This window comes from Neisseria sicca (genome assembly GCF_014054945.1).
GTDB lineage: Bacteria > Pseudomonadota > Gammaproteobacteria > Burkholderiales > Neisseriaceae > Neisseria > Neisseria sicca.
The window spans coordinates 649,425-670,120 of the sequence record NZ_CP059566.1; the positions used below are offsets into that span (position 1 = coordinate 649,425).

At 50.4% G+C, this 20,696-nt stretch carries 20 protein-coding genes and 2 pseudogenes; 10 read left to right on the forward strand and 12 right to left on the reverse strand.

Translation table 11 applies throughout. The annotated features are described in order from the left end of the window. Positions 1-34 precede the first annotated feature (34 nt). The 6 genes and pseudogenes from H3L95_RS03185 to H3L95_RS03210 form a co-directional block, all read right to left on the reverse strand. Positions 35-343 carry a hypothetical protein gene (locus tag H3L95_RS03185; protein WP_003756802.1) on the reverse strand — a complete coding sequence of 103 codons (309 nt, stop codon included), beginning with the start codon at positions 341-343 and terminating at the stop codon, positions 35-37. Between the two features lie 63 nt (positions 344-406). Next, complete coding sequence (locus H3L95_RS03190) at positions 407-1,045, reverse strand: hypothetical protein (protein ID WP_003756804.1); 639 nt, start codon at positions 1,043-1,045, stop codon at positions 407-409. Between the two features lie 10 nt (positions 1,046-1,055). After that, entirely contained in the window at positions 1,056-2,291 is a 1,236-nt protein-coding gene (locus H3L95_RS03195) for a multifunctional CCA addition/repair protein (protein WP_040668116.1), read from the reverse strand. 43 nt (positions 2,292-2,334) lie between these two features. Continuing rightward, a pseudogene (locus tag H3L95_RS03200) lies at positions 2,335-2,457 on the reverse strand (IS5/IS1182 family transposase); the annotation flags it as partial. Positions 2,458-2,588: 131 nt separating this feature from the next. Continuing rightward, the gene (locus H3L95_RS03205) at positions 2,589-3,548 is read right to left on the reverse strand and encodes an SPFH domain-containing protein (RefSeq protein ID WP_003756809.1); all 960 of its coding nucleotides are present in this window, start codon (positions 3,546-3,548) and stop codon (positions 2,589-2,591) included. A 102-nt stretch (positions 3,549-3,650) separates the two neighbouring features. Continuing rightward, positions 3,651-4,058 carry an NfeD family protein gene (locus H3L95_RS03210; RefSeq protein ID WP_003756811.1) on the reverse strand — a complete coding sequence of 136 codons (408 nt, stop codon included), beginning with the start codon at positions 4,056-4,058 and terminating at the stop codon, positions 3,651-3,653. Positions 4,059-4,343: 285 nt separating this feature from the next. Here H3L95_RS03210 and ung point away from each other — a divergent pair, with 285 nt between their 5' ends. Continuing rightward, on the forward strand, positions 4,344-5,003 hold the full coding sequence (ung, locus tag H3L95_RS03220; RefSeq protein ID WP_003756815.1) for a uracil-DNA glycosylase: 660 nt from the start codon (positions 4,344-4,346) through the stop codon (positions 5,001-5,003). Between the two features lie 107 nt (positions 5,004-5,110). Beyond that, positions 5,111-5,608, forward strand: a complete 498-nt coding sequence (locus H3L95_RS03225; RefSeq protein ID WP_003756816.1) for a YbhB/YbcL family Raf kinase inhibitor-like protein — start codon at positions 5,111-5,113, stop codon at positions 5,606-5,608. Between the two features lie 58 nt (positions 5,609-5,666). On the opposite strand, the gene lipA is transcribed toward H3L95_RS03225, so the two are convergent. Genes lipA through H3L95_RS03240 form a run of 3 tightly spaced genes read right to left on the reverse strand, consistent with a single transcriptional unit; the run spans position 5,667 to position 7,538 of the window. After that, complete coding sequence (gene lipA / locus H3L95_RS03230; RefSeq protein ID WP_003756818.1) at positions 5,667-6,653, reverse strand: lipoyl synthase; 987 nt, start codon at positions 6,651-6,653, stop codon at positions 5,667-5,669. Then, positions 6,653-7,270 carry a lipoyl(octanoyl) transferase LipB gene (gene lipB, locus H3L95_RS03235; protein ID WP_003756820.1) on the reverse strand — a complete coding sequence of 206 codons (618 nt, stop codon included), beginning with the start codon at positions 7,268-7,270 and terminating at the stop codon, positions 6,653-6,655. Before lipB ends, lipA begins: the two co-directional genes overlap by 1 nt. 1 nt (position 7,271) lies before the next feature. Beyond that, entirely contained in the window at positions 7,272-7,538 is a 267-nt protein-coding gene (locus tag H3L95_RS03240) for an HP0495 family protein (protein WP_003756826.1), read from the reverse strand. A gap of 200 nt (positions 7,539-7,738) precedes the next feature. Between H3L95_RS03240 and lon the strand changes: the two genes are divergently transcribed. From lon to thrB, 4 genes are all read left to right on the forward strand, one after another. After that, the gene (gene lon / locus H3L95_RS03245) at positions 7,739-10,201 is read left to right on the forward strand and encodes an endopeptidase La (protein ID WP_003756828.1); all 2,463 of its coding nucleotides are present in this window, start codon (positions 7,739-7,741) and stop codon (positions 10,199-10,201) included. Between the two features lie 184 nt (positions 10,202-10,385). Beyond that, complete coding sequence (locus tag H3L95_RS03250; protein WP_003677477.1) at positions 10,386-10,655, forward strand: HU family DNA-binding protein; 270 nt, start codon at positions 10,386-10,388, stop codon at positions 10,653-10,655. Positions 10,656-10,934: 279 nt separating this feature from the next. Continuing rightward, a complete protein-coding gene (locus H3L95_RS03255) occupies positions 10,935-11,468 on the forward strand; it encodes an inorganic diphosphatase (protein ID WP_003756829.1) in 534 nt (177 codons plus the stop codon). Between the two features lie 151 nt (positions 11,469-11,619). Then, positions 11,620-12,537, forward strand: a complete 918-nt coding sequence (gene thrB / locus H3L95_RS03260) for a homoserine kinase (protein WP_003756832.1) — start codon at positions 11,620-11,622, stop codon at positions 12,535-12,537. Positions 12,538-12,677: 140 nt separating this feature from the next. Here the strand turns inward: thrB and H3L95_RS14175 are convergent. Then, positions 12,678-12,740, reverse strand: a pseudogene (locus tag H3L95_RS14175) (transposase); the annotation flags it as partial. An 81-nt stretch (positions 12,741-12,821) separates the two neighbouring features. Next, on the reverse strand, positions 12,822-13,637 hold the full coding sequence (locus tag H3L95_RS03265) for an RNA methyltransferase (RefSeq protein ID WP_003756835.1): 816 nt from the start codon (positions 13,635-13,637) through the stop codon (positions 12,822-12,824). A gap of 183 nt (positions 13,638-13,820) precedes the next feature. On the opposite strand from H3L95_RS03265, the gene H3L95_RS03270 reads away from it, so the two are divergent. The 4 genes from H3L95_RS03270 to H3L95_RS03285 all read left to right on the forward strand — a co-directional run bounded on the left by H3L95_RS03270 (position 13,821) and on the right by H3L95_RS03285 (position 19,648). Continuing rightward, the gene (locus tag H3L95_RS03270) at positions 13,821-14,606 is read left to right on the forward strand and encodes an inositol monophosphatase family protein (protein ID WP_003756839.1); all 786 of its coding nucleotides are present in this window, start codon (positions 13,821-13,823) and stop codon (positions 14,604-14,606) included. A 198-nt stretch (positions 14,607-14,804) separates the two neighbouring features. Next, positions 14,805-16,106, forward strand: coding sequence for a TolC family protein (locus H3L95_RS03275; RefSeq protein ID WP_003756840.1), 1,302 nt, complete (start codon positions 14,805-14,807; stop codon positions 16,104-16,106). 39 nt (positions 16,107-16,145) lie between these two features. Further along, positions 16,146-18,329, forward strand: coding sequence for a type I secretion system permease/ATPase (locus H3L95_RS03280; RefSeq protein WP_003756844.1), 2,184 nt, complete (start codon positions 16,146-16,148; stop codon positions 18,327-18,329). 92 nt (positions 18,330-18,421) lie between these two features. After that, positions 18,422-19,648: an HlyD family type I secretion periplasmic adaptor subunit gene (locus tag H3L95_RS03285; RefSeq protein WP_003756845.1), complete on the forward strand. Its 1,227-nt coding sequence runs from the start codon at positions 18,422-18,424 to the stop codon at positions 19,646-19,648. Positions 19,649-20,049: 401 nt separating this feature from the next. On the opposite strand, the gene H3L95_RS03290 is transcribed toward H3L95_RS03285, so the two are convergent. Further along, entirely contained in the window at positions 20,050-20,379 is a 330-nt protein-coding gene (locus H3L95_RS03290; protein WP_040668078.1) for a hypothetical protein, read from the reverse strand. Between the last annotated feature and the right edge of the window lie 317 nt (positions 20,380-20,696).

Here is a 20,696-nt window from a genome sequence, read left to right on the forward strand (position 1 = left end):
TTTGCCGCTTTCAGACGACCTTTTTGAAAGGGGTTTAGCCGCGTGTTTCGCGCCAAACGAGGTAATCGCGCAGGGGCGGCATGGGCGGGTTGATGCAGTGGGGGCAGATGCCTGTGGTGTCTTCGTCGTCGCTGTCGATGTGGTAGGCGTTGGGGTCAAAGCGCACCTGCTGCATCACCGCCTGCGCCAATGCCTGCGCCTGAACGACGTCGAAGGTGAATTTTTCGAGGATTTCGTTCAGCAGGCGGATTTCGCCTTCGCTGAATTCTACGCTGTGTTTGAGGATGAGGCGTTGGTAATCTTCGTTGTTGATTTTGGGCAATAAATCGGTCTGAATGGTCATGATTTTTATGGTTGGAACGGAATGGCTGAGAGGCAGATTATAGCGGATATGGCAGCGGCTGTTTCAAAGGTCGTCTGAAAGTTGACGGGCTTTAGCGGATGCTGGGATAAACCTGTTCAATTCAGTATTGATTATCTGAGCATCACGGCTGTCAAAAAAATCGCCGATAAGTATGGTTTTTTCCTGATAATCGAAAGACCATGCGCCTTGTTTGCATTTTTGGATATGTAAGATATTGGGGATATCGTTTTTTGGTTGTTTTATACCATTTTGGTAGTAGTTTTTGTTTGGGTACTCAGCTTCCCTTCCTCTTGCAACAGGAGCTTTGGGAATATTGTCACGAAACTGCCATTCGGAAATTTCTGATAGCGGAAAACTACGCCAACGTCCAATGGAGAACAAGGTGTATCCATGAGACAGGGTATGGTTACGGATCTTGATGTTTTCACGTACGAAAAGTTGCCAGAGAAGGCTGTAAACCAGTGAGCCGACTAGGTAGAAAGTAAAAAGTATATGGATAAGAATTATTATTGGATCAGTGAAATAATGCTCTTCAAGGTAAAACGGCGCGACGCATGTAATAGCAAAGGAAAATATAAGAAATAGAGCGGTAAAACCGATTTCCTGAGAGTCATGTACAACACGAGCAGACACAGTAATGCCGTCGGGCGCGCGTTCGATTTTATAACGTGAAGATGTCATCAATAGCTTCCTATTTTTCTGTCTGATACGCTTTTTGCAACGGAGCGATTTGCGCCAACCGCGCCCGGTCGATTTCTTCGGCAATGAGGTGGGCTTTTTCCTGCGCGCGGCATTCGGCGGCGATTTTGCCCGAATCCACTTGGTTGGCGGCTTCGAGCAGGGCGAGCCAGTGCGCGCGTTGCGGGTAGGGGGCGTTTTCGCGGTTCAGACGACCTTGTTTGTCGGCAATGCAGACGTTCAGGGCGGCGGCGAAGCGTTCGGGTCGTCTGAAAGCGTCGGTTTTTTTCAAAACGGTTAAGATGGTTTTGTTTTTGAATTGCCCGACTTGGTGGAACATAATGTGCCAGCGGCAGACAAGTTCGGCAAGCTCGGCGCAGTGTCTCGGCGCGCGCAGCCGCTGATTGACTTCGCGCACGGGTTCGACGCCTGCGAGGTCGTGTCCGTGATGTTTGGGCAGGATGTCAGGCGGGGTTTTGGCTTTGCCCAAATCGTGCAGCAGGGCAGCGTAGCGCTCGGGCAGGCTCAGCCCCATATCGGCGGCGCGTTGCAGCGTCATCAGGGTATGGATGCCGCTGTCGATTTCGGGGTGATAGTCGGCGCGTTGCGGCACGCCGAAGAGGGCATCGACTTCGGGCAGCAAGACTTTGAGTGCGCCGCATTCGCGCAACACTTCAATCATCCTGCGCGAATTTTTTTCCATCAAACCTTTCGCCAACTCCTGCCAGACACGTTCGGCAACCAAAGCGTCCACTTCGCCGTTTTCCACCATCTGCCGCATCAGTCTCATGGTTTCTTCCGCGATTTCAAAACCGTAGCGCGCGGCAAAGCGGGCGGTGCGCAGGATGCGGACGGGGTCTTCGGCAAAGGCGGGCGAGACGTGGCGCAAAATGCCCGCTGCCAAATCCTGTTGTCCGCCGAAGGGGTCGATGATGAGGTCGTCTGAATCCTGCGCCATCGCGTTGATGGTCAGGTCGCGGCGCATCAAGTCTTGCTCCAGCGTAACGTCTTTGTCGGCGTGGAAACTGAAACCGGCATAGCCCTTGGCGGTTTTGCGTTCGGTGCGGGCGAGGGCGTATTCTTCGTGGGTTTCGGGATGGAGGAACACGGGAAAATCTTTGCCGACCGGCTGGAAGCCTTGCGCCAGCATGGTTTGTGCGTTGGCACCGACGACCACCCAGTCGTGGTCTTTGACGGGCAAACCTAAAAGATAATCGCGGACGGCGCCGCCGACGAGGTAGGTTTTGATGGCGTGTGTTTTCTGAGTCATTGAATTGGTCTTTGGTAACAATCAGAATGTATAGTGGATTAATTTTAAACCAGTACGGCGTTGCCTCGCCTTGCCGTACTATCTGTACTGTCTGCGGCTTCGTCGCCTTGTCCTGATTTAAATTTAATCCACTATATTGAAGCTTGGTCAGATGGGCATTCTGTCTGCAATCATGTGAATAAAGGTCGTCTGAAAAACGGTTTGGCGAAATCCGCTGTTTATGGTAGCGAAACGCTTGCACCCGTTTTCAGACGACCTTGTGGCAAAACGTAAGGTTTATTTTGCCGCTTTGTTGCCGTCGATAATCTTCAGTCCGGCTGAAACCAGGCTGCCGATGTCGGCGACGTTGGCAGGCATAATCAGCGTGTTGCTTTCTTTTGCCAGATTGCTGAAGGCGGCGACATATTGCTCGGCAACTTTCAGGTTGACGGCTTCTGAGCCGCCCTCTGAGCGGACTGCCTCGGCGATTTTGCGGATGGCGTCGGCGTTGGCTTCGGCAACCAGACGCAGGGCTTCGGCTTCACCTTGTGCGCGGTTGATGCGGGCGATTTTTTCACCGTTTGACGCGTTGATGGCGGCTTGCGCTTCACCTTCAGACTGTTGGATTTCCGCTTCGCGCTGACCGCTGGCAAGGTTGATTTGCTCGATTTTGCGGCCTTCGGATTCGGCGATGCGGGCGCGTTTTTCACGCTCGGCGGTAATTTGCGCCTGCATAGAACGCAGGATTTCTTGCGGCGGAACCAAGTCTTTGATTTCGTAACGCAATACTTTCACACCCCATGCGCCTGCCGCTTCATCGAGCGCGGAAACGACGATGCTGTTGATTTCGTCGCGTTCTTCAAACGTTTTGTCCAACTCCATGCGGCCGATAACCGAACGCAGCGTGGTTTGGGCAAGCTGGGTGATTGCCATGATGTAGTTGCTGGAGCCGTAGGAAGCGAGTTTCGGATCGGTTACTTGGAAATAAATGATGCCGTCAACGGTAAGCTGTGTATTGTCTCGGGTGATACAAACTTGGCTGGGAACGTCCAAAGGCACTTCTTTCAGCGAGTGGCGGTAGGCGACGCGGTCAACGAAAGGAATCAGGATGTTCAGACCGGCGGTCAGCGCGTTGTGAAATCTGCCGAGGCGTTCAACGACGTAAACTTCCTGCTGTGGCACGACGATAAAGGCTTTGAAGCCGAAAATTACAACGACAAGCAACAGGATGACGGGGAAACTGTATAAAAATTCCATTGTTTTTTCCTTATGCGGTGAGAGCAAAAATTAATATTAATAGGTGAATATTTTCAGGAAGGGTAATTAATTCGCCCATGATGCTCCTTTCGATTTTATCAATCAATTGAAACGAATGAGTAAAACATTACCGTTTTTACCGGTAATAACGGCGGTAGAGGTCGTCTGAACGGCATCGGCATTTTCAGCCTGCGCCTGCCAGTACGTTCCCCGATACGAAACTTCATAGCAATCGCCGTGAAGGCGGCGGAGGATTTGAACGGTCTGTCCGATGTCCAAATCATCGTTCAATTCTTGGCGGGGCGCAGTTTTTTTGAATTTACTGTGTACCACCCAGATACCGACGGCGGATAAAACGGCTGCCGCAGCAACGGCAATCGAATTATTACCGGTCAGCCAATACACCAATCCCGCGCCGAACAAAGCCGCGCTGACAACCAAGAGATATACAGTACCGACAAACAGCTCGACAATCAGGACGGCGGCGGCAACGATAAACCAAGTAGTCATATAGATTCCTTAAGATTCGGGTGGGACAGGCTCAATCATAACGGCACAAAGGCTGACTGACAATTCAATCATGACAATATTTTACAGTGGATTAACTTTAAACCAGTACGGCGTTGCCTCGCCTTGCCGTACTATCTGTACTGTCTGCGGCTTCGTCGCCTTGTCCTGATTTAAATTTAATCCACTATATTTTATGCGTCCGGAAGAAATGGAAGGTCGGCAGAAAAGGCGTCATCTCCATTTTGCTGCGTTATAATCATTTTTCACGATCATGAAGGCATCAATATGCAAACTTGGCACGAAGCAATCGGCTCGGAAAAGTCCGAATCCTATTTCCAACACATCATCGAAACCGTCAAGAAAGAGCGCGGCATGGGGCGGATTATCTATCCGCCTGCCGAAGACGTGTTCAACGCCTTTAAAGCAACCGAATTCGGTAACGTCAAAGTCGTGATTTTGGGGCAAGACCCGTATCACGGTGCAGGACAGGCGCACGGGCTGGCGTTTTCCGTCCGCGAAGGCGTCGCCGTCCCTCCCTCGTTGGCCAATATTTACAAAGAGCTGGCGGACGACATCGAAGGCTTCCGTATCCCGCAACACGGCTATCTGCAACATTGGGCGGAGCAGGGCGTTTTACTGCTCAATACCGTCCTGACCGTCCGCGCTGGGCAGGCGCATTCCCATGCGACATTGGGCTGGGAACGCTTTACCGACGAAGTGGTCAACCAAATCAACCAAAACCGCGAACACGTCGTCTTCATGCTTTGGGGCAGCCACGCGCAGAAAAAAGGCGCGTTTATCGACCGCAGCCGCCATCTCGTCCTCAGCGCGCCGCACCCCTCGCCGCTGTCAGCCTATCGCGGTTTTTTCGGCTGCAAACACTTTTCCCGAGCCAATGCCTATTTGCAGGAAAACGGGATAACGCCGATAGATTGGCAGGTATAAAACAGGTCGTCTGAAAACGGCAGCCTGGCAAACCGAACAATCCACCCTCCGTCTGAACAAGCCTTCCTTTTTCAGACGACCCCTTCCCCAACCCATAGGAGAACACTATGCAGGTAACGACTTCAGCCATTGTCAACGGTGAATTTGAAGACAAATACGGCAAGCGCGGCAACCAGTTCAGTCCGAACAACATGCCGACTTACTCCATCCCCTTTGAAATCAGCGGCGCGCCCGAAGGCACGAAATCCTTCGCCGTCGTTTTAGAAGACAAAGACGCCATTACCGCCAGCGGATTTGTGTGGACACACTGGTTGATTGCCGACCTCAAGCGCACCTCCGTCGCCGAAAACGAAAGCCTGACCGCCACTGACTACACGCAAGGCGCAAACAGTTGGGCGAGCCTGTTGGGCAAGTTGGACATCGAAGAAGCCACAGGCTACGGCGGTATGTATCCGCCCAACTGCCGCCACCGCTACGAACTCATCGTTTACGCACTCGACACCGTATTAAACCTGCCGCGCGGCTTCCGCTTCAACGACCTGCATTTCGCCATGCAGGGACATATCTTGGACAGCGCAAGCGTAATGGGAACGTATGACGTATAAGCCCAAACCGCTTGTTTGAAAAAAGGTCGTCTGAAAATTTTCAGACGACCTTTTGTTATCAATGATGGCCGCAACCGCCGCCATGACTTTCGCGTAATGCTTCGGCAGCCTGCTCGTCGGCATGGTAGCTTGAGCGGACCATGGCGCCGATGGCGGCGTTGGTGAAGCCCAGTTCGTATGCTTCTTTTTCAAAGATTTTGAACTGGTCGGGCGTGACATAGCGCAAGACGGGCAGGTGTCCGTCTGAAGGTTGAAGGTACTGGCCGATGGTAATCATCTCGATATTGTGCGCCCGCATATCGCGCATGATTTCGCGTACGTCTTCGTCTGTCTCGCCCAAGCCGACCATGATGCCGGATTTGGTCGGGATGTGCGGCATCATTTCTTTGTAGCGGCGCAGCAGGTCGAGGGAGTGTTGATAGTTGGCACCCGGACGGGCTTTTTTGTACAGGCTCGGATGGGTTTCCAAGTTGTGGTTCATCACGTCGGGCGGGGTTTCGGCAAGGATTTTCAGCGCGATGTCCAAGCGGCCGCGGAAGTCGGGAACGAGGATTTCGATTTTGGTGTTCGGACTGGTTTGGCGGATGGCTTTGATGCAGTCGGCGAAATGCTGTGCGCCGCCGTCGCGCAGATCGTCGCGGTCAACGGAGGTGATGACGACGTAACGCAGGTTCATGGCTTTGACGGATTCTGCGAGGTTTTTTGGTTCGTCGGGGTCGAGCATATTCGGGCGGCCGTGTCCTACGTCGCAGAACGGACAGCGACGGGTACAAATGTCGCCCATAATCATGAAGGTCGCTGTGCCTTTGCTGAAGCATTCGCCGATGTTCGGGCAGGAGGCTTCTTCGCAAACGGTGTGCATTTTTTGTTCGCGCAAAATGTCTTTGATTTCAAAGAATTTACGTGACGGCAGCTTGGCGCGTATCCATTCGGGCTTTTTCAGTTTTTCCTGAAGGGGGACGACTTTGATGGGGATGCGGGCGGTTTTATCCGCGCCTTTGAGTTTGACGCCGCGTTTGGGATCGTCAACTTTGATTTCGCTCATTAATTGTTCGCTTTCGGTGTGAGTTGTGTCTCGAGGTGTGCGGTCAGTTTTTGTGCAACCTCGTCCAAGGTGGGACAGGGTTGGACAAAATCCGCGATTTGTGTCATTTCCATGCCGGCATAGCCGCAGGGGTTGATGTGGGTAAACGGGCTTAAGTCCATGTTTACGTTTAATGCCAGGCCGTGATAGACGGAACCGTCTTTGATGCGCAAGCCGAGTGAGGCGATTTTGCGCTCGCCGACATAAACGCCGGGGCGTTTTGGGTCTGCCGCCGCTTCAATGCCGTATTCCGCCAAAGTGGCGATGATACTGTTTTCAAGCGCGGAAACGATGTTGCGGACGCTGGTTTTGCGGCGTTTGAAGTTGATCATGGTGTAGATGACCAACTGACCGGGACCGTGATAAGTGATTTGCCCGCCCCGGTCGATTTGGACGACGGGTATGTCGTCGCGGATCAGAAGGTGTTCCGGTTTGCCTGCCAGCCCTTGTGTGAAGACGGGCGGATGCTCGATCACCCATAATTCGTCTTCGGTATGTTCGTCGCGGGCTGCGTTGAACGCTTTCATGGCTTCGAAAGTCGGTTGGTACTCGACCATGCCTTTCTGCACGATTTTCATATCAGTACACCACTTTCACCATTTCGTGATCGGTCAGGGCGCGGTAGATTTTGTCCAGTTGCTCTTTGCTTTCGACGTTTACTTTAACGGTTGCACCGGTATAGTTGCCCTTGCTGCTTTGACGGGTGGTGATGTGGTGGGGTTCGGTATCGGGCGCGTGTTGGCGGACGGTTTCTAAGATATTTTTTTCAAATTCGGGATGCGCGTTGCCCATGACTTTGATGGGGAATTGGCAGGGGAATTCGATGAGTGAGGTTTGGTCGGTCATGGCTGACTCCTGATGTGCTGTATGCCGAGAGGTCGTCTGAAAAGTTTCCAGCCTTTCAGACGACCTCGAACGGCGTGTATTTTATCGCAAAAAGTTGCCGATAAAAATAGAAGCGTACATCGGCTTTTTCAAGTCTTGAAATACGCTTTTCCATCCCAATTTAAGCCACATTCCGAATTTATTACCAAGTAGAGAACAATATGCCGACAAAAGAAAAACATTTTGAGGAATACAGCGCACTGGCAACCCTGCCTTTACGCGATGTGGTCGTTTATCCGCACATGGTGTTGCCGCTGTTTGTAGGCCGCCCGAAATCCATTGCGGCATTGGAAGCGGCAATGGCGAATGACGATCCGGTGTTTTTGCTGGCGCAAATCGACCCGAACACCGAAGATCCGACTGCGTCCGATTTGCACCGTACGGGTACGGTCGCGCAGGTTTTGCAGGTGTTGAAGCTGCCTGACGGCACGGTAAAAGTGTTGGTCGAAGGTATCCGGCGCGGCAGGGTGTTGACCATTGAAGAGAGCGGCGGACTGTTCCTGTCACATGTCGAAGCTGTCGATGAGTATGCGGATGCGGACAATCCCGATATTGAAGCCATTCGCCGCACGCTGCTTACCCAGTTTGACCAATACGCCAAGTTAAATAAAAAAATCCCTGCAGAAATCATCAATACCATCAACGGCATCGATGATAACAGCCGTTTGGTGGACACGATTGCGGCGCATTTGCAGTTGAAACTGGAGCAGCGCCAACAGATTTTGGAAACCTTCGGCATTATTGGCCGTATGGAGTTTCTGCTTGCCCAGTTGGAATCCGAACTGGACATCATGCAGGTCGAAAAACGCATCCGCGGCCGTGTCAAACGCCAGATGGAAAAATCCCAGCGCGAGTATTATCTGAACGAGCAAGTGAAAGCGATTCAGAAAGAATTGGGCGAAGAAGACGAACGCGGCGAACTGGATGCGTTGGAAGCAAAAATCAAAGAAGCGGGCATGACCAAAGAAGCCGAAGAGAAATGCCTGTCCGAACTGAAAAAGCTCAAAATGATGCCGCCTATGTCTGCGGAATCCACCGTGGTACGCAACTACATCGATACTTTGCTTGAGCTGCCGTGGAAGAAAAAATCCCGTGTCAGCAAAGATATTGCCAAAGCCGATTTGGTGTTGAACGCCGACCACTATGGTTTGGAAAAAGTCAAAGAGCGGATTTTGGAATACCTTGCCGTTCAAAAACGTATGGACAAACTCAAAGGTCCGATTCTGTGTTTGGTCGGTCCTCCGGGGGTGGGTAAAACCTCTTTGGGCGAATCCATTGCCAAAGCAACAGGCCGCCAATACGTCCGTATGGCTTTGGGCGGCGTGCGTGACGAAAGCGAAATCCGCGGCCACCGCCGCACCTATATCGGCTCTATGCCCGGCAAAATCCTGCAAAACATGGCTAAGGCAGGCGTGAAGAATCCGCTGTTCCTGCTCGACGAAATCGACAAATTGGGCAGCGACTTCCGAGGCGATCCCGCCAGCGCGTTGCTTGAGGTGCTTGATCCTGAGCAAAACAACAAGTTTGCCGATCATTATGCGGAAGTGGATTACGATTTGAGTGATGTGATGTTTATCGCCACATCTAATAGTTTGAACATTCCGACCCCGTTGCTCGACCGCATGGAAATCATCCGTTTGTCCGGCTATACCGAAGACGAGAAAATCAATATCGCCATGCAGTATCTCGTGCCGAAGCAAATGAAACGCAACGGCGTGAAAGAAGGCGAATTGGTGGTCGAAGAAAGCGCGGTACGCGATATCATCCGTTATTACACCCGTGAAGCCGGTGTACGTTCGCTTGATCGCGAGATTGCCAAAATCTGCCGTAAGGTGGTGATGCAGATTACCTTGAACGAAGATAAGAAGAGGTCGTCTGAAACCAAGAAAACCAGCAAAGCCAAGCCTAAGGCGGTTAAAGTCAATGAGAAAAACCTGCATGACTACTTGGGCGTGCGCCGCTTCGATTACGGCGTTGCCGAAAGTGAAAACCGTATCGGACAGGTTACCGGTTTGGCGTGGACGGAAGTCGGCGGCGAATTGCTGACTGTCGAGGCCGTAGCATTGCCGGGCAAGGGCGTGATTCAGTGTACCGGCCAGTTGGGCGACGTGATGAAGGAATCCGTGTCCGCGGCATGGTCCGTTGTCCGTTCCCGTGCAGAATCAGTGGGTTTGGCTCCTGATTTTTACGAGAAAAAAGACATCCATGTTCACGTTCCCGAAGGTGCAACGCCGAAAGACGGCCCGAGCGCAGGTATCGCCATGACCTTGGCGATGGTGTCTGCCTTCACCAAAATTCCGGTGCGCGCCGATGTGGCGATGACGGGCGAAATCACCTTGCGCGGCGAAGTTTTGCCAATCGGCGGTTTGAAGGAAAAACTGTTGGCTGCCTTGCGCGGCGGCATCAAACACGTCCTGATTCCGAAAGACAACGTCAAAGACTTGGAAGAAATTCCTGAAAACGTGAAAACCGGCCTGACCATCCATCCGGTCAAATGGATAGACGAAGTCCTCGCTTTGGGCCTGGAAAGTCAGCCGACACCTTGGGTTGCGCCTTTAAGTACCGAAGAGGCGCAGGTTGAAGCCGCCAAGCCTAAGTCAAGGGCGAAAGCGACCAAACACTGATTTTGTAAAAAATGTGTTGCAAAAGATGCGGGTTTGCCTTGAAAGCCTGTAAAATAGGGCAATTCCGCATTTTTTGCTTGACACGGTATTTTCAGAATTGCTATAAAGCGCAAAGGTACTCAAAAGTACGAAGCCCCGAGTATTCGGGCATTTCATTATTTTCAACGATAGGAAGGGACTGATTGTGAATAAGTCTGAATTGATCGAAGCAATTGCTCAAGAAGCCGGCATTTCTAAAGCTGCCGCCCAAAAAGCTCTGGATGCCACTACCAATGCTGTAACCAACGCTCTGAAAAAAGGCGACACCGTAACTCTGGTCGGTTTCGGTACTTTCTACGTTGGCGAACGCGCAGAACGTCAAGGCCGCAACCCTAAAACCGGCGAGCCTCTGACCATCGCTGCTGCTAAAACTCCTAAATTCCGTGCCGGTAAAGCATTGAAAGATGCCCTGTAAGCATAGATAGGCATTAAGCCTGATAAAAATCGACTCTGATATAGGAGTCGATTTTTATTTTGTGCTGTTTTTGTACATTTAACATAGAAATAAATCTAGAAATAAATCGAATAAAATTTGTGAGCAATGCTGCCTTGTGCCGTTATGTTCATGGTTTTGAGATGTTCGGAAGAATTTTGACGTCATAAATTAGGCGTAAAGCGATACATTTCCAGAAATGTCTTTTGTTTGTTATACTTTCGGCGTTTAACTTTTGCAATTGTTTATAAGGAGCGCAAAATGGCAGATTTTAATAAAATCTTGACGCCGGGCGATGTCGATGGCGGCATTATTAATGTTGTGAACGAAATTCCTGCAGGCAGCAATCATAAAATCGAATGGAACCGAAAATTAGCGGCTTTCCAACTCGACCGTGTTGAACCTGCAATTTTTTCCAAACCTACAAACTACGGTTTTATCCCTCAGACTTTAGACGAAGATGGCGATGAATTGGATGTTTTGCTGGTGACAGAGCAGCCATTGGCAACCGGCATTTTTCTGGAAGCGCGCGTCATCGGCGTGATGAAATTTATTGATGACGGCGAGGTTGACGATAAAATCGTTTGCGTTCCTGCCGATGACCGCAACAATGGCAATGCGTACAAAACATTGTCTGATTTGCCGCAACAATTAATCAAGCAAATCGAATTCCATTTCAACCACTACAAAGACTTGAAAAAAGCAGGTACGACCAAAGTCGAATCCTGGGGTGATGTTGAAGAAGCGAAACAAGTCATTAAAGAATCGATTGAGCGTTGGAATAAACAAGCTTAATTGAGAACAACAAGCAAAAGGTCGTCTGAAAATATTTTCAGACGACCTTTTTGTTTTTTATGACTATGGCGCGAGCTTGGCATTTGCCTGTTTGGCAGGAGAATTTTTTGGTATGATTGCCCCTTATATTTTCTATTGATAGGTTTGCACTATGTCTGTCTATACAAGTGTTTCTGATGAAGAAATGCGGGCGTTTTTGACCCAATACGATTTGGGCGGTTTTGTATCGTTGCAGGGAATTGCGCAGGGGATTACAAACAGCAATTATTTTTTGACCACCACGACGGGGCGTTACGTTTTAACGGTATTCGAGGTATTGAAGCAAGAGGAATTGCCGTTTTTTCTGGAATTGAGCCGGCATCTGAGTAGCAATGGCGTAGCTTGTCCTGCTCCGATTGTACGCAAGGATGGTAAGCTGGATTCTGTCTTGGTGGGCAAACCTGCCTGTCTAGTTACTTGCCTGAATGGCTCGGATACCGGCTGGGCAACGGAAATGCAATGTTTCAATACAGGGGCCATGTTGGCAAAAATGCATATTGCCGGACAGAGTTTCCCGCAAAAAATGGCTAATCCGCGTTACGACCGTTGGTGGCATGATGCTTGCAGTCAGCTTTTGCCGGTATTGAGCGAAGATGACGCGGCTTTACTGCAAAAGGAGATTGCTGATTTAGATGGTAATCTGGGTAATCATCTGCCTTCAGGCATTATCCATGCCGATTTGTTTAAGGATAATGTTTTATTGGATGGGGAGAAGGTGGCGGGCTTTATCGATTTTTACTATGCCTGCAACGGAAATTTTATGTATGACCTGGCTATTGCTGTCAATGACTGGGCAAGAACAGCGGAGAACAAGCTGGATAGTTCCTTGCAAGATGCTTTTATCAGGGGGTACGAAAGCATCAGGCCATTGTCAGATGAAGAACGCGAATATTTCCCGATTGCACAAAGAGCGGGTTGTATCCGGTTTTGGGTGTCGCGTCTTTTAGACTTTCACTTTCCGCAAACCGGTGAAATGACGTTTATTAAAGATCCCAATGCTTTTAGAGATTTGTTGCTGAGTTTGAATTGATGCATATGCAGGTAGCGAATTAATACTTGGTATTTGAAATGTAATGTATAGTGGATTAACTTTAAATCAGTACGGCGTTGCCTCGCCTTAGCTCAAAGAGAACGATTCTCTAAGGTGCTGAAGCACCAAGTGAATCGATTCCGTACTATCTGTACTGTCTGCGGCTTCGTCGCCTTGTCCTGATTTAAATTTAATCCACTATATATTTGGTCTTAAAACTGCACCCGAAGTTGGATGGGATGTCCGACTTTTAGGGTGCAGTTTTATTTTTCAGACGACCTTTTTCAGTCTTTCTTCTTCAAGCGATGGCTGACGGTATTGAAAAAGCCGCGCAGGATGTCGATGTCTTCGGTTTGCGTGTTAGCGCGGCCGAACAGGCTTTGCATACGGCGCATCAGGCGTTCGCTGTTGCGGCGGTTGAAGAAGCCGATATCGTCCATGACGCTTTCCATGTGGGCGACCATGCCTTTGATTTGCTCGTGGGTGGCGGCGTGGTCTTCCTGTTGCAGGTGGGTCATGGGCATATCGGTCTGGCTGAAGATTTCGTAACACACGACCTGAACGGCTTGGGCGAGGTTGAGCGAGAAATAGTCGGGGTTGCCGTTGATGGTCATCAGACGGTTGCATGCCTGCACTTCTTCGATGCTCAAGCCGAAGGTTTCGTTGCCGAAGACGAGGGCAACCTTTTCGCCGCGTTGTGCCGCCTGCAATAATTCGGGAACCAGTTCGCGCGGGGTTTGCAGCGGCGCGGTGATTTCGCGGCGGCGGCTGGTAAGGGCGCAGGCAAGTGTGGTGTCTGCGAGGGCTTCGTCGAGCGTGGCAGCAATCACGGCGTTGTGCAAGACGTCTGCCGCGCCGGAAGCAAGGATGAAACTTTCCTCCGGCAGTTGGAAATCTTGCGGGTTTTCGGGGTTGAAAACGGGCGGCTGCCCGGTCATCGGCGTGGACATCAAATTCGGGGCGACGATGGTGAGTTTGTGCAGCCCCATGGTTTTCATGGCGCGGGCGGCAGAGCCGATATTGGCAGGATGGCTGGTGCGGGTGAGGATGATGCGGATGTTGCCGAGATAGTCGGGCAATTCGGGCTTGGCTGAAGTCATGTTTTGTTTTCGGTTTGTTCGGGAATCGGGTATAATGCGCCATCTTTTTGTTTTCAGACGACCTTTCGCCTTTGCGCTTGAGAGGTCGTCTGAAATGTTCTTTAACAACGTCGGAAACGTACAAACGTTGCGTCCGGTGCAGGTGCGCCGGACGGTATTTTACCTGATTTAGAAAGAAAACCCATGAATCCGTTTTTAAATACCGCTTTCAAAGCCGCCCGTAAAGCCGGGCAGATGATGATCCGCGCAAGCGGCAATCTGGATGCCGTCAAAGTTGACAGCAAGGCATTCAACGATTTTGTTTCCGACGTTGACCGTAATTCCGAGATGATTTTGGTGGAAGCGCTTAAAGAAGCCTATCCGCATCACAAAATCACTTGCGAAGAAGGCGGTTCTCACGGCAAAGCCTCTGCGGAATACGAATGGATTATCGATCCGCTCGACGGCACGACCAACTTCTTACACGGCCATCCCCAATACGCGATTTCTATGGCGCTGCTGCACAAAGGCGTGTTGCAGGAAGCTTTGGTGTACGCACCTGAACGCAACGATGTTTACATGGCTTCGCGCGGCAAGGGCGCGTTGCTCAACGACCGCCGTATCCGCGTTTCTTCACGCATTGAGTTGAACCGCTGCTTGATCGGTACAGGCTTCCCTGTCGTTGATCAAAGCATGATGGACAAGTATCTGGCTATTTTGAAAGACTTTTTGGCAAAAACGGCCGGAGGTCGCAGAGAAGGCGCGGCTTCGTTGGATTTGTGCGCCGTGGCGGCCGGCCGTTTGGACGGTTTCTTCGAGTTCAACCTCAAACCTTGGGATATTGCCGCAGGCGCGCTGATTGTGCAGGAGGCGGGCGGTATCGTTACCGATATGTCCGGCAATGAAGGCTGGCTGGAAAGCGGCGATATTGTGGCAGCCAATCCGAAAGTGCTGGCGCAAATGTTGCAAATCATTAGCGTCCATCTGTAAACAGGAGGTCGTTTTCAGACGACCTTTTGCTCGTTTTTAATACGGTGTCGTGATTTAGCAATAGTAGGAATATCATCCATGTTACTTTCAGGAGCAGATAACTACCTTTTATCGCAATCTGAAAACAGGGATTCCGATTAATGATAATATGCTCAAAGAATTGATTTGCAACAGGCAACCCCTCTGCCAATCTGATAAATGACGAACCGTATTGTTGTGAATAATATGAAGAAAAAAACTTTTTTGAATCGTCCCAAGACATCCGTTTTCCGCACCGGGCAAATTGCTGCCGCAGTGTGCGCGGCAGTATGCGCGGCAACGGCGCAAGCCTACCCTTTGCAGGCTATTTTAAGGGATGCCATGGTGTCCGACCCGATTGTGAAGGAAGCAAAAGCAACCGAAGATTCGGCCAAAAGTACGACGAAGGCGACCCGTGCGCGCCATTATCCCGTGTTGACGCTGACGGGTACCAAAGTTTTGGCGCAGAAAAACAAATATTCCAGCAACGATATGAATGACGGTGTCGGCATACGCGGAACTTTGAATGTATATTCATGGGGCGCCATCAATGCGGCGGTGCGGCGCGATAAAAACAGAGAGCAATACTACCATCATCGTTATTTCGAAAATCAGGAACGTCTGGGTAGTGACATCGGCAAACTCTATTTGACCGCATTGCGCGCGAAAGAAATCCTGCGTATCAACCGTCAGAGCTTGGTCCGACACAATAATCTTCTGAAAGATTTGAATATTATCGTGAAATACGATAGCGGCCGCCGTTCCGAACTCATTGAAGCGCGTGCGCGCCTGTTGCAGGTCGAATCATCCATCGCGCAACAACAACGCACGATGGAATTGGCGTTGAGCCGTTTGTCCCGCTACACCGGACGGCAGTTGACGGCAGAGGATTTGGAAGATCCGTTTGCCAACGACAGCGCGGAATCATTGGTCCGCCGTTTCAAAACAGCCGATAACAATACCAATCCTTCCTATCGGGCGCAGGTGGCAGAACGCGACAGCGTGAAGGCAGATTTGGACGTTTCCAAAGCAGAACGCCTGCCCGCCGTGAATCTGGAAGGTAATGCGAACCGCGACAACAGACAGCTTTATTTAAATGTGGCATGGAATGTCTTAGACGTTGCCGCGCGCCATAATGTGCAGAAAAATGCCGATGCCCTGATTGCCGCCGAATCGAAATCCGAGCAAATTATGCGCGACATCACCGAAAAAACCCAAACCGCCGAAATCGACATGCGCGAGAGCGAACGCCGTGCTGATATTGCCGCGCAACATATTGCCGCTCAAAAAGACGTGGTTAAAACTTACGAGCTGCAATTCAAAATCGCCCGCCGCACGCTGACCGACGTTTTGGGCGCATACAACGAATTGTCCAGCATTGAGCAGGAAAACATTTCGGCGCGCAACGACTTCCGCGATGCCGCGTTGGATTATCTGGCTGCGCAGGCGCAAATGGCGAATTGGGCAGGCTTGAAGCAATAACATAAAATCTTAACATCATTACTCATTACGCGAATTATCATGAAAGCAATCATTGAACATATTGTGTTGGTTACCCGTCTCTTAGGGGCGCCTGTGTCAGAAGCCGCGCTGACGGCAGAGGTGGTGCGGGATAAAAAACTCAATGTCAACTATCATTCCCTCGTCGAAGTCTTGCGCAGCCACGGCTTCGAAAACACATTGTCCAAGCGCAATCTGGAAGACATTCCATCGCTTGCCGTTCCTGTGATGATCATTCTTCACAATGAAGAGGCTGCCGTCATTACCAATATCGAAGGTTCGGGTCGGAACAGGAAATATCATATCCGTCAGGTAGATGGCTTGGAGCAGCAGCTTGATCATGACCAGCTTTCCGGTCTGTATCTGGGTTACTGCTGGTTTATCAAGCCCAAAATGGCGGCGGACACGCGTTCCGAACTGCCCGAATACCACCTCCCCAAAGCATGGTTTTGGAAAGTCATTTGGCGTTTTCGCAGCTATTACTATCAAGTGATTTTGGCGACTGTCATCATCAACTTCCTCGCCTTGGTCAGCTCGTTGTATGTCATGAATGTGTACGACCGCGTCATTCCCAACCAAGCCTATGAAACCCTGTGGGTTTTGAGTATTGGCGTTGTCCTCGCCATTTTGTTCGAATTTGCCGCCAAGATGATACGCGGCCATTTGACCGACATCGCCGGTAAAAAGGCCGACCTGATTATCAGCTCTGCCTTGTTCCGCCGCGTGATGGCATTGCGTCTCGCCGACCGTCCCGCTTCGTCCGGCTCATACGCCAACAACCTGCGCGAATTTGAATCCGTACGCGAATTCATGACCAGTGCGAGCCTGTTGACTTTGGTAGACTTACCTTTCCTGTTGCTGTTTATCTTTGTTATTTCTATAGTCGGCGGCAAATTGGCTTTGGTTCCTTTGGCGATTATTCCGATTGTCGTCATTGTCGGCTTCATCGTCCAGCGCCCCTTGTCGCGCCACATTAACGAATCCATGAAAGAAAGTTCGCAACGTTCAGGCCTTGCCGTAGAAGCCATTGAAGGCATCGAAACCCTGAAAACCAACAATGCGACTTCATGGGCGCAACAACGTTGGGACGAATACACCGCTAAAACCTCCGCTTCATCCATTAAAGTTAAAGATACCAGCAACTTCATGGTCAACTTCGCCGTTGCCATGCAGCAGCTCAATACTGTCTTTTTGGTCGTTGTCGGTACCTATCTGATTCATGCCGACAACCATGCGGAACGGATTACCATGGGTGCGTTGATTGCCTCCGTCATCCTGTCCGGTCGCGCATTGGCGCCGTTGGCTCAAGTTGCCGGCCTTGCTACCCGCTTCCAACAAGCGAAGCTGGCGTTAAGAGGCGTGAACGACATTGTTTCCCGTCCGATCGAACGCAGTCCCGAACGCAAATACATTACATTGGATAACGTTCAAGGCAATATCGCCTTTGAAAACGTAACGTTCAAATACAAAAACGAAAGCAACAACGCAGTTGACGAGTTGCGCATCAACATCCGACCCGGTGAAAAAGTCGGTATCCTCGGACGTATCGGCAGCGGTAAAAGTACCATGCTGAAGCTGGCGAGCGGTCTGTACGACACCGAAAAAGGCAACGTAACCCTCGACGGCGTCGATATGCGCCAACTTGATCCGAATTTCCTGCGTAACCAAGTCCTCCTGTTCAGCCAATCTCCACGCCTTTTCTTGGGAACATTGCGCGAAAACATGGATTTGGCGCGTACCGACAGTTATTCGACCGACCAAGACCTGCTGACTGCACTCAAACGTTTCGGTCTGGATCAAATCATCCGCAACCACCCCAGAGGCTTGGATATGCCTTTGGGTGAAGACGGCCTGGGTCTGTCCGGCGGTCAAAAACAAATCATCGCCCTCGCACGCATGACGCTGCGCGATCCCAAAGTGGTTCTTTTGGACGAGCCGACAACCAGCCTCGACCAAGGTACCGAACGCATGGCATTGAACGCGATCGCCCACTGGGGACGCAACCGCACCATGCTCTTGGTCACCCACCGTCCGCAAGTGCTGCAAATCGTTAACCGCATCATCGTAATGGAAAACGGCAAAGTCGTTATGGACGGCCCGCGCGATTTAGTCTTGCAAAAACTGATGCAAAACGAGCAAAACAAAGTCAAAGCAGCACAACAAACGCAGGAAAACCAACGTCCCGGCGAAGCGGCGCAAGCATGACGAAAAGGGAAAAGGTCGTCTGAAAACACAAGCAGAAAGCGTTTCAGACGACCTCTTTGAAAACAACAAACAGATACCGAAGATTCATCATTATGAGCGAAAACAACGTTAAATCCAAAGACCTGCATCTCATTAACGATTTGAATGCAGCCTTGCAAAAAGAAAAACACAGCGGCCAATTTTGGGTCATCATCCTGTTCTTCCTGCTGCTCGTCGTCTTTGTCGTATGGGCATACAACAGCACCGTTGAAGAAGTAACCCGCGGCAACGGCAACGTTATCCCCAGCAGCCGTGAACAAGTCATCCAAAGCCTGGACGCCGGTGTCATTACCCAAATGATGGTTAAAGAAGGCGATTTGGTCGAAAAAGACCAAATCCTGCTGAAGCTCGACGATACGCGCAGTCTTGCCGTATTGCGCGAGAGCGAGGCCAAAGTCCAAAACCTCGAGGCCACTATCGCCCGCCTGAAAGCCGAAGCTTACGGCGGCAAACTCACGTTCCCCAACAGCGTCAGCCCCGAACTCCGCCGCCGCGAAACCGCCGCATATAACGCCCGCCGCCAAGCCATGACCGATGCCGTACAAAGTCTGGTACAAAGCAAAGCGGCGCTTGATCGCGAAATCGCCATTACTGCGCCTATGGTGGCACAAGGCGTTATGTCCGAAGTCGAACTCCTCAAAATGCGCCGCGAATCCAGCGATCTGACCCTGCAAATTGCCGAACGCCGCAACCGTTACAGAACAGATGCCAACAACGAACTCGTGCAATCCGAATCCGAGTTGGCGCAATCCAAAGAAAACATGGCCATGCGCGCCGACCCGGTTGACCGCTCCCAAATCCGCTCCCCCATGCGCGGCATCGTCAAAAACATCAAAATCAATACCATCGGCGGCGTAGTCAACCCGGGCGAAGAAATCATGCAAATCGTCCCCGTTGACGACAAACTCCTTGTCGAAGCCTATATCCGTCCGCAAGACATCGCCTTCGTCCGCGCAGGACAGCCCGCACTGGTCAAAGTCAGCGCATATGACTACTCCATCTATGGCGGATTGGAAGGCAAAGTTACCCTTGTCGGCGCAGATACCGTCAGCAACTCCATGCAAAGCCGTGCCAACGATCTGAAGCTCGACCCCAACCAAGTTTACTACCGAGTCATCGTCCAAACTGAGAACAACGCCCTGAAAGACAAAAATGGTAAAGACATGCCGATTATTCCGGGCATGGTTGCCACAGTGGACATTAAAACCGGAGAAAAAACCATCTTCCAATACCTGATCAAACCGATTACCCGTATGAAACAGGCATTGAGCGAGCGTTAATTTTCCGAATCAAACTTGCGTAACAGTCAAAAGGTCGTCTGAAAAACCGGGCTGCGTCCAAATCTTGGGCACTAATAAAACCCTATTTAGGCGTTCTATATAAGCTGGGTTCTGTATACGACAGGGCCCAGCTTTTTTCACTTTCAAACTGTAACGCTCCCAGATGCAGTAATCCATACAATTATATTCGTCCACCGTCAATTCTCCTGAACGGTAGGAGCATTTCGTTTAATACCGCAAAGAAGCCCTCCATCTGCGTTGCCTTATGCGACTGTATAAATAATGGGATGTGGTTTGTTATTTGAAGCGTAACTTTGGTCATAAAAACTGCACCCGTATGTTTGGATGGAATATCCAACTTTTGGGTGCAGTTTGGTTTTTTCAGACGACCTTTATCCGTTTTAGCGACGGAATTTGCTGTGGTCGAAATCATCAAATGCTTCATAAGCCGCTTGGCATTGGATGCGTTGTTCTTTATAGGGCAGTTGGCGGAAGGCTTTCCGGGCTTTGACGTTTTCTTTCAGCTCGGCTTTGTTGCCTTTGGATTTATACCATGCAGCGCGACGGTCAAGATATTTTTTGCAGACAAGATGTAGTTTGCTTTGTTTGGCTTTGGTTTGAGTGTGGTGGGGCTTATGGTGTTTGTGGACGGCTGCATCGGCAGGTTGGGTTGCAAAACCCAGTATCAGTGCTGCAGACAGGGCGGGAATAAGGCTTTTTCTCAGTAACATGGCGGACTCCTGTTTATTTAAAGGGTGCATTTCATTATATTCATGGCTTTTGTAAAAAGGAAATTTGGCAGAATGGGTCGTCTGAAAAAGCAAGCGGGGTATTTAAAGCATTTTGACGAAACCCATCTTCCATTACATATTATCAAACAGAGAAAATAATAAACTGCATGAATTATCACGTTTCAGACGACCTTATGTTGCATATGTCATTCAATGTCATGTTGTTTATTTTCAAAATTTAACACAAATCCGAATTTGCCTTATTTCATAAGTGCATAGCCGAATGAGGGTTTTGATGCTAAAAAACACATTTTTGC

What these genes read in the sequence shown, in the direction of transcription:
- H3L95_RS03190 (WP_003756804.1), bottom strand. Translation starts at nt 1,045, where the DNA reads ATGACATCTTCACGTTATAAAATCGAACGCGCGCCCGACGGCATTACT.
- H3L95_RS03185 (WP_003756802.1), bottom strand. Translation starts at nt 343, where the DNA reads ATGACCATTCAGACCGATTTATTGCCCAAAATCAACAACGAAGATTAC.
- thrB (WP_003756832.1), top strand. Translation starts at nt 11,620, where the DNA reads ATGTCTGTCTATACAAGTGTTTCTGATGAAGAAATGCGGGCGTTTTTG.
- H3L95_RS03280 (WP_003756844.1), top strand. Translation starts at nt 16,146, where the DNA reads ATGAAAGCAATCATTGAACATATTGTGTTGGTTACCCGTCTCTTAGGG.
- ung (WP_003756815.1), top strand. Translation starts at nt 4,344, where the DNA reads ATGCAAACTTGGCACGAAGCAATCGGCTCGGAAAAGTCCGAATCCTAT.
- H3L95_RS03275 (WP_003756840.1), top strand. Translation starts at nt 14,805, where the DNA reads ATGACGAACCGTATTGTTGTGAATAATATGAAGAAAAAAACTTTTTTG.
- H3L95_RS03255 (WP_003756829.1), top strand. Translation starts at nt 10,935, where the DNA reads ATGGCAGATTTTAATAAAATCTTGACGCCGGGCGATGTCGATGGCGGC.
- lipA (WP_003756818.1), bottom strand. Translation starts at nt 6,653, where the DNA reads ATGAGCGAAATCAAAGTTGACGATCCCAAACGCGGCGTCAAACTCAAA.
- lipB (WP_003756820.1), bottom strand. Translation starts at nt 7,270, where the DNA reads ATGAAAATCGTGCAGAAAGGCATGGTCGAGTACCAACCGACTTTCGAA.
- H3L95_RS03240 (WP_003756826.1), bottom strand. Translation starts at nt 7,538, where the DNA reads ATGACCGACCAAACCTCACTCATCGAATTCCCCTGCCAATTCCCCATC.
- H3L95_RS03265 (WP_003756835.1), bottom strand. Translation starts at nt 13,637, where the DNA reads ATGACTTCAGCCAAGCCCGAATTGCCCGACTATCTCGGCAACATCCGC.
- H3L95_RS03205 (WP_003756809.1), bottom strand. Translation starts at nt 3,548, where the DNA reads ATGGAATTTTTATACAGTTTCCCCGTCATCCTGTTGCTTGTCGTTGTA.
- H3L95_RS03285 (WP_003756845.1), top strand. Translation starts at nt 18,422, where the DNA reads ATGAGCGAAAACAACGTTAAATCCAAAGACCTGCATCTCATTAACGAT.
- H3L95_RS03210 (WP_003756811.1), bottom strand. Translation starts at nt 4,058, where the DNA reads ATGACTACTTGGTTTATCGTTGCCGCCGCCGTCCTGATTGTCGAGCTG.
- lon (WP_003756828.1), top strand. Translation starts at nt 7,739, where the DNA reads ATGCCGACAAAAGAAAAACATTTTGAGGAATACAGCGCACTGGCAACC.
- H3L95_RS03290 (WP_040668078.1), bottom strand. Translation starts at nt 20,379, where the DNA reads ATGTTACTGAGAAAAAGCCTTATTCCCGCCCTGTCTGCAGCACTGATA.
- H3L95_RS03225 (WP_003756816.1), top strand. Translation starts at nt 5,111, where the DNA reads ATGCAGGTAACGACTTCAGCCATTGTCAACGGTGAATTTGAAGACAAA.
- H3L95_RS03270 (WP_003756839.1), top strand. Translation starts at nt 13,821, where the DNA reads ATGAATCCGTTTTTAAATACCGCTTTCAAAGCCGCCCGTAAAGCCGGG.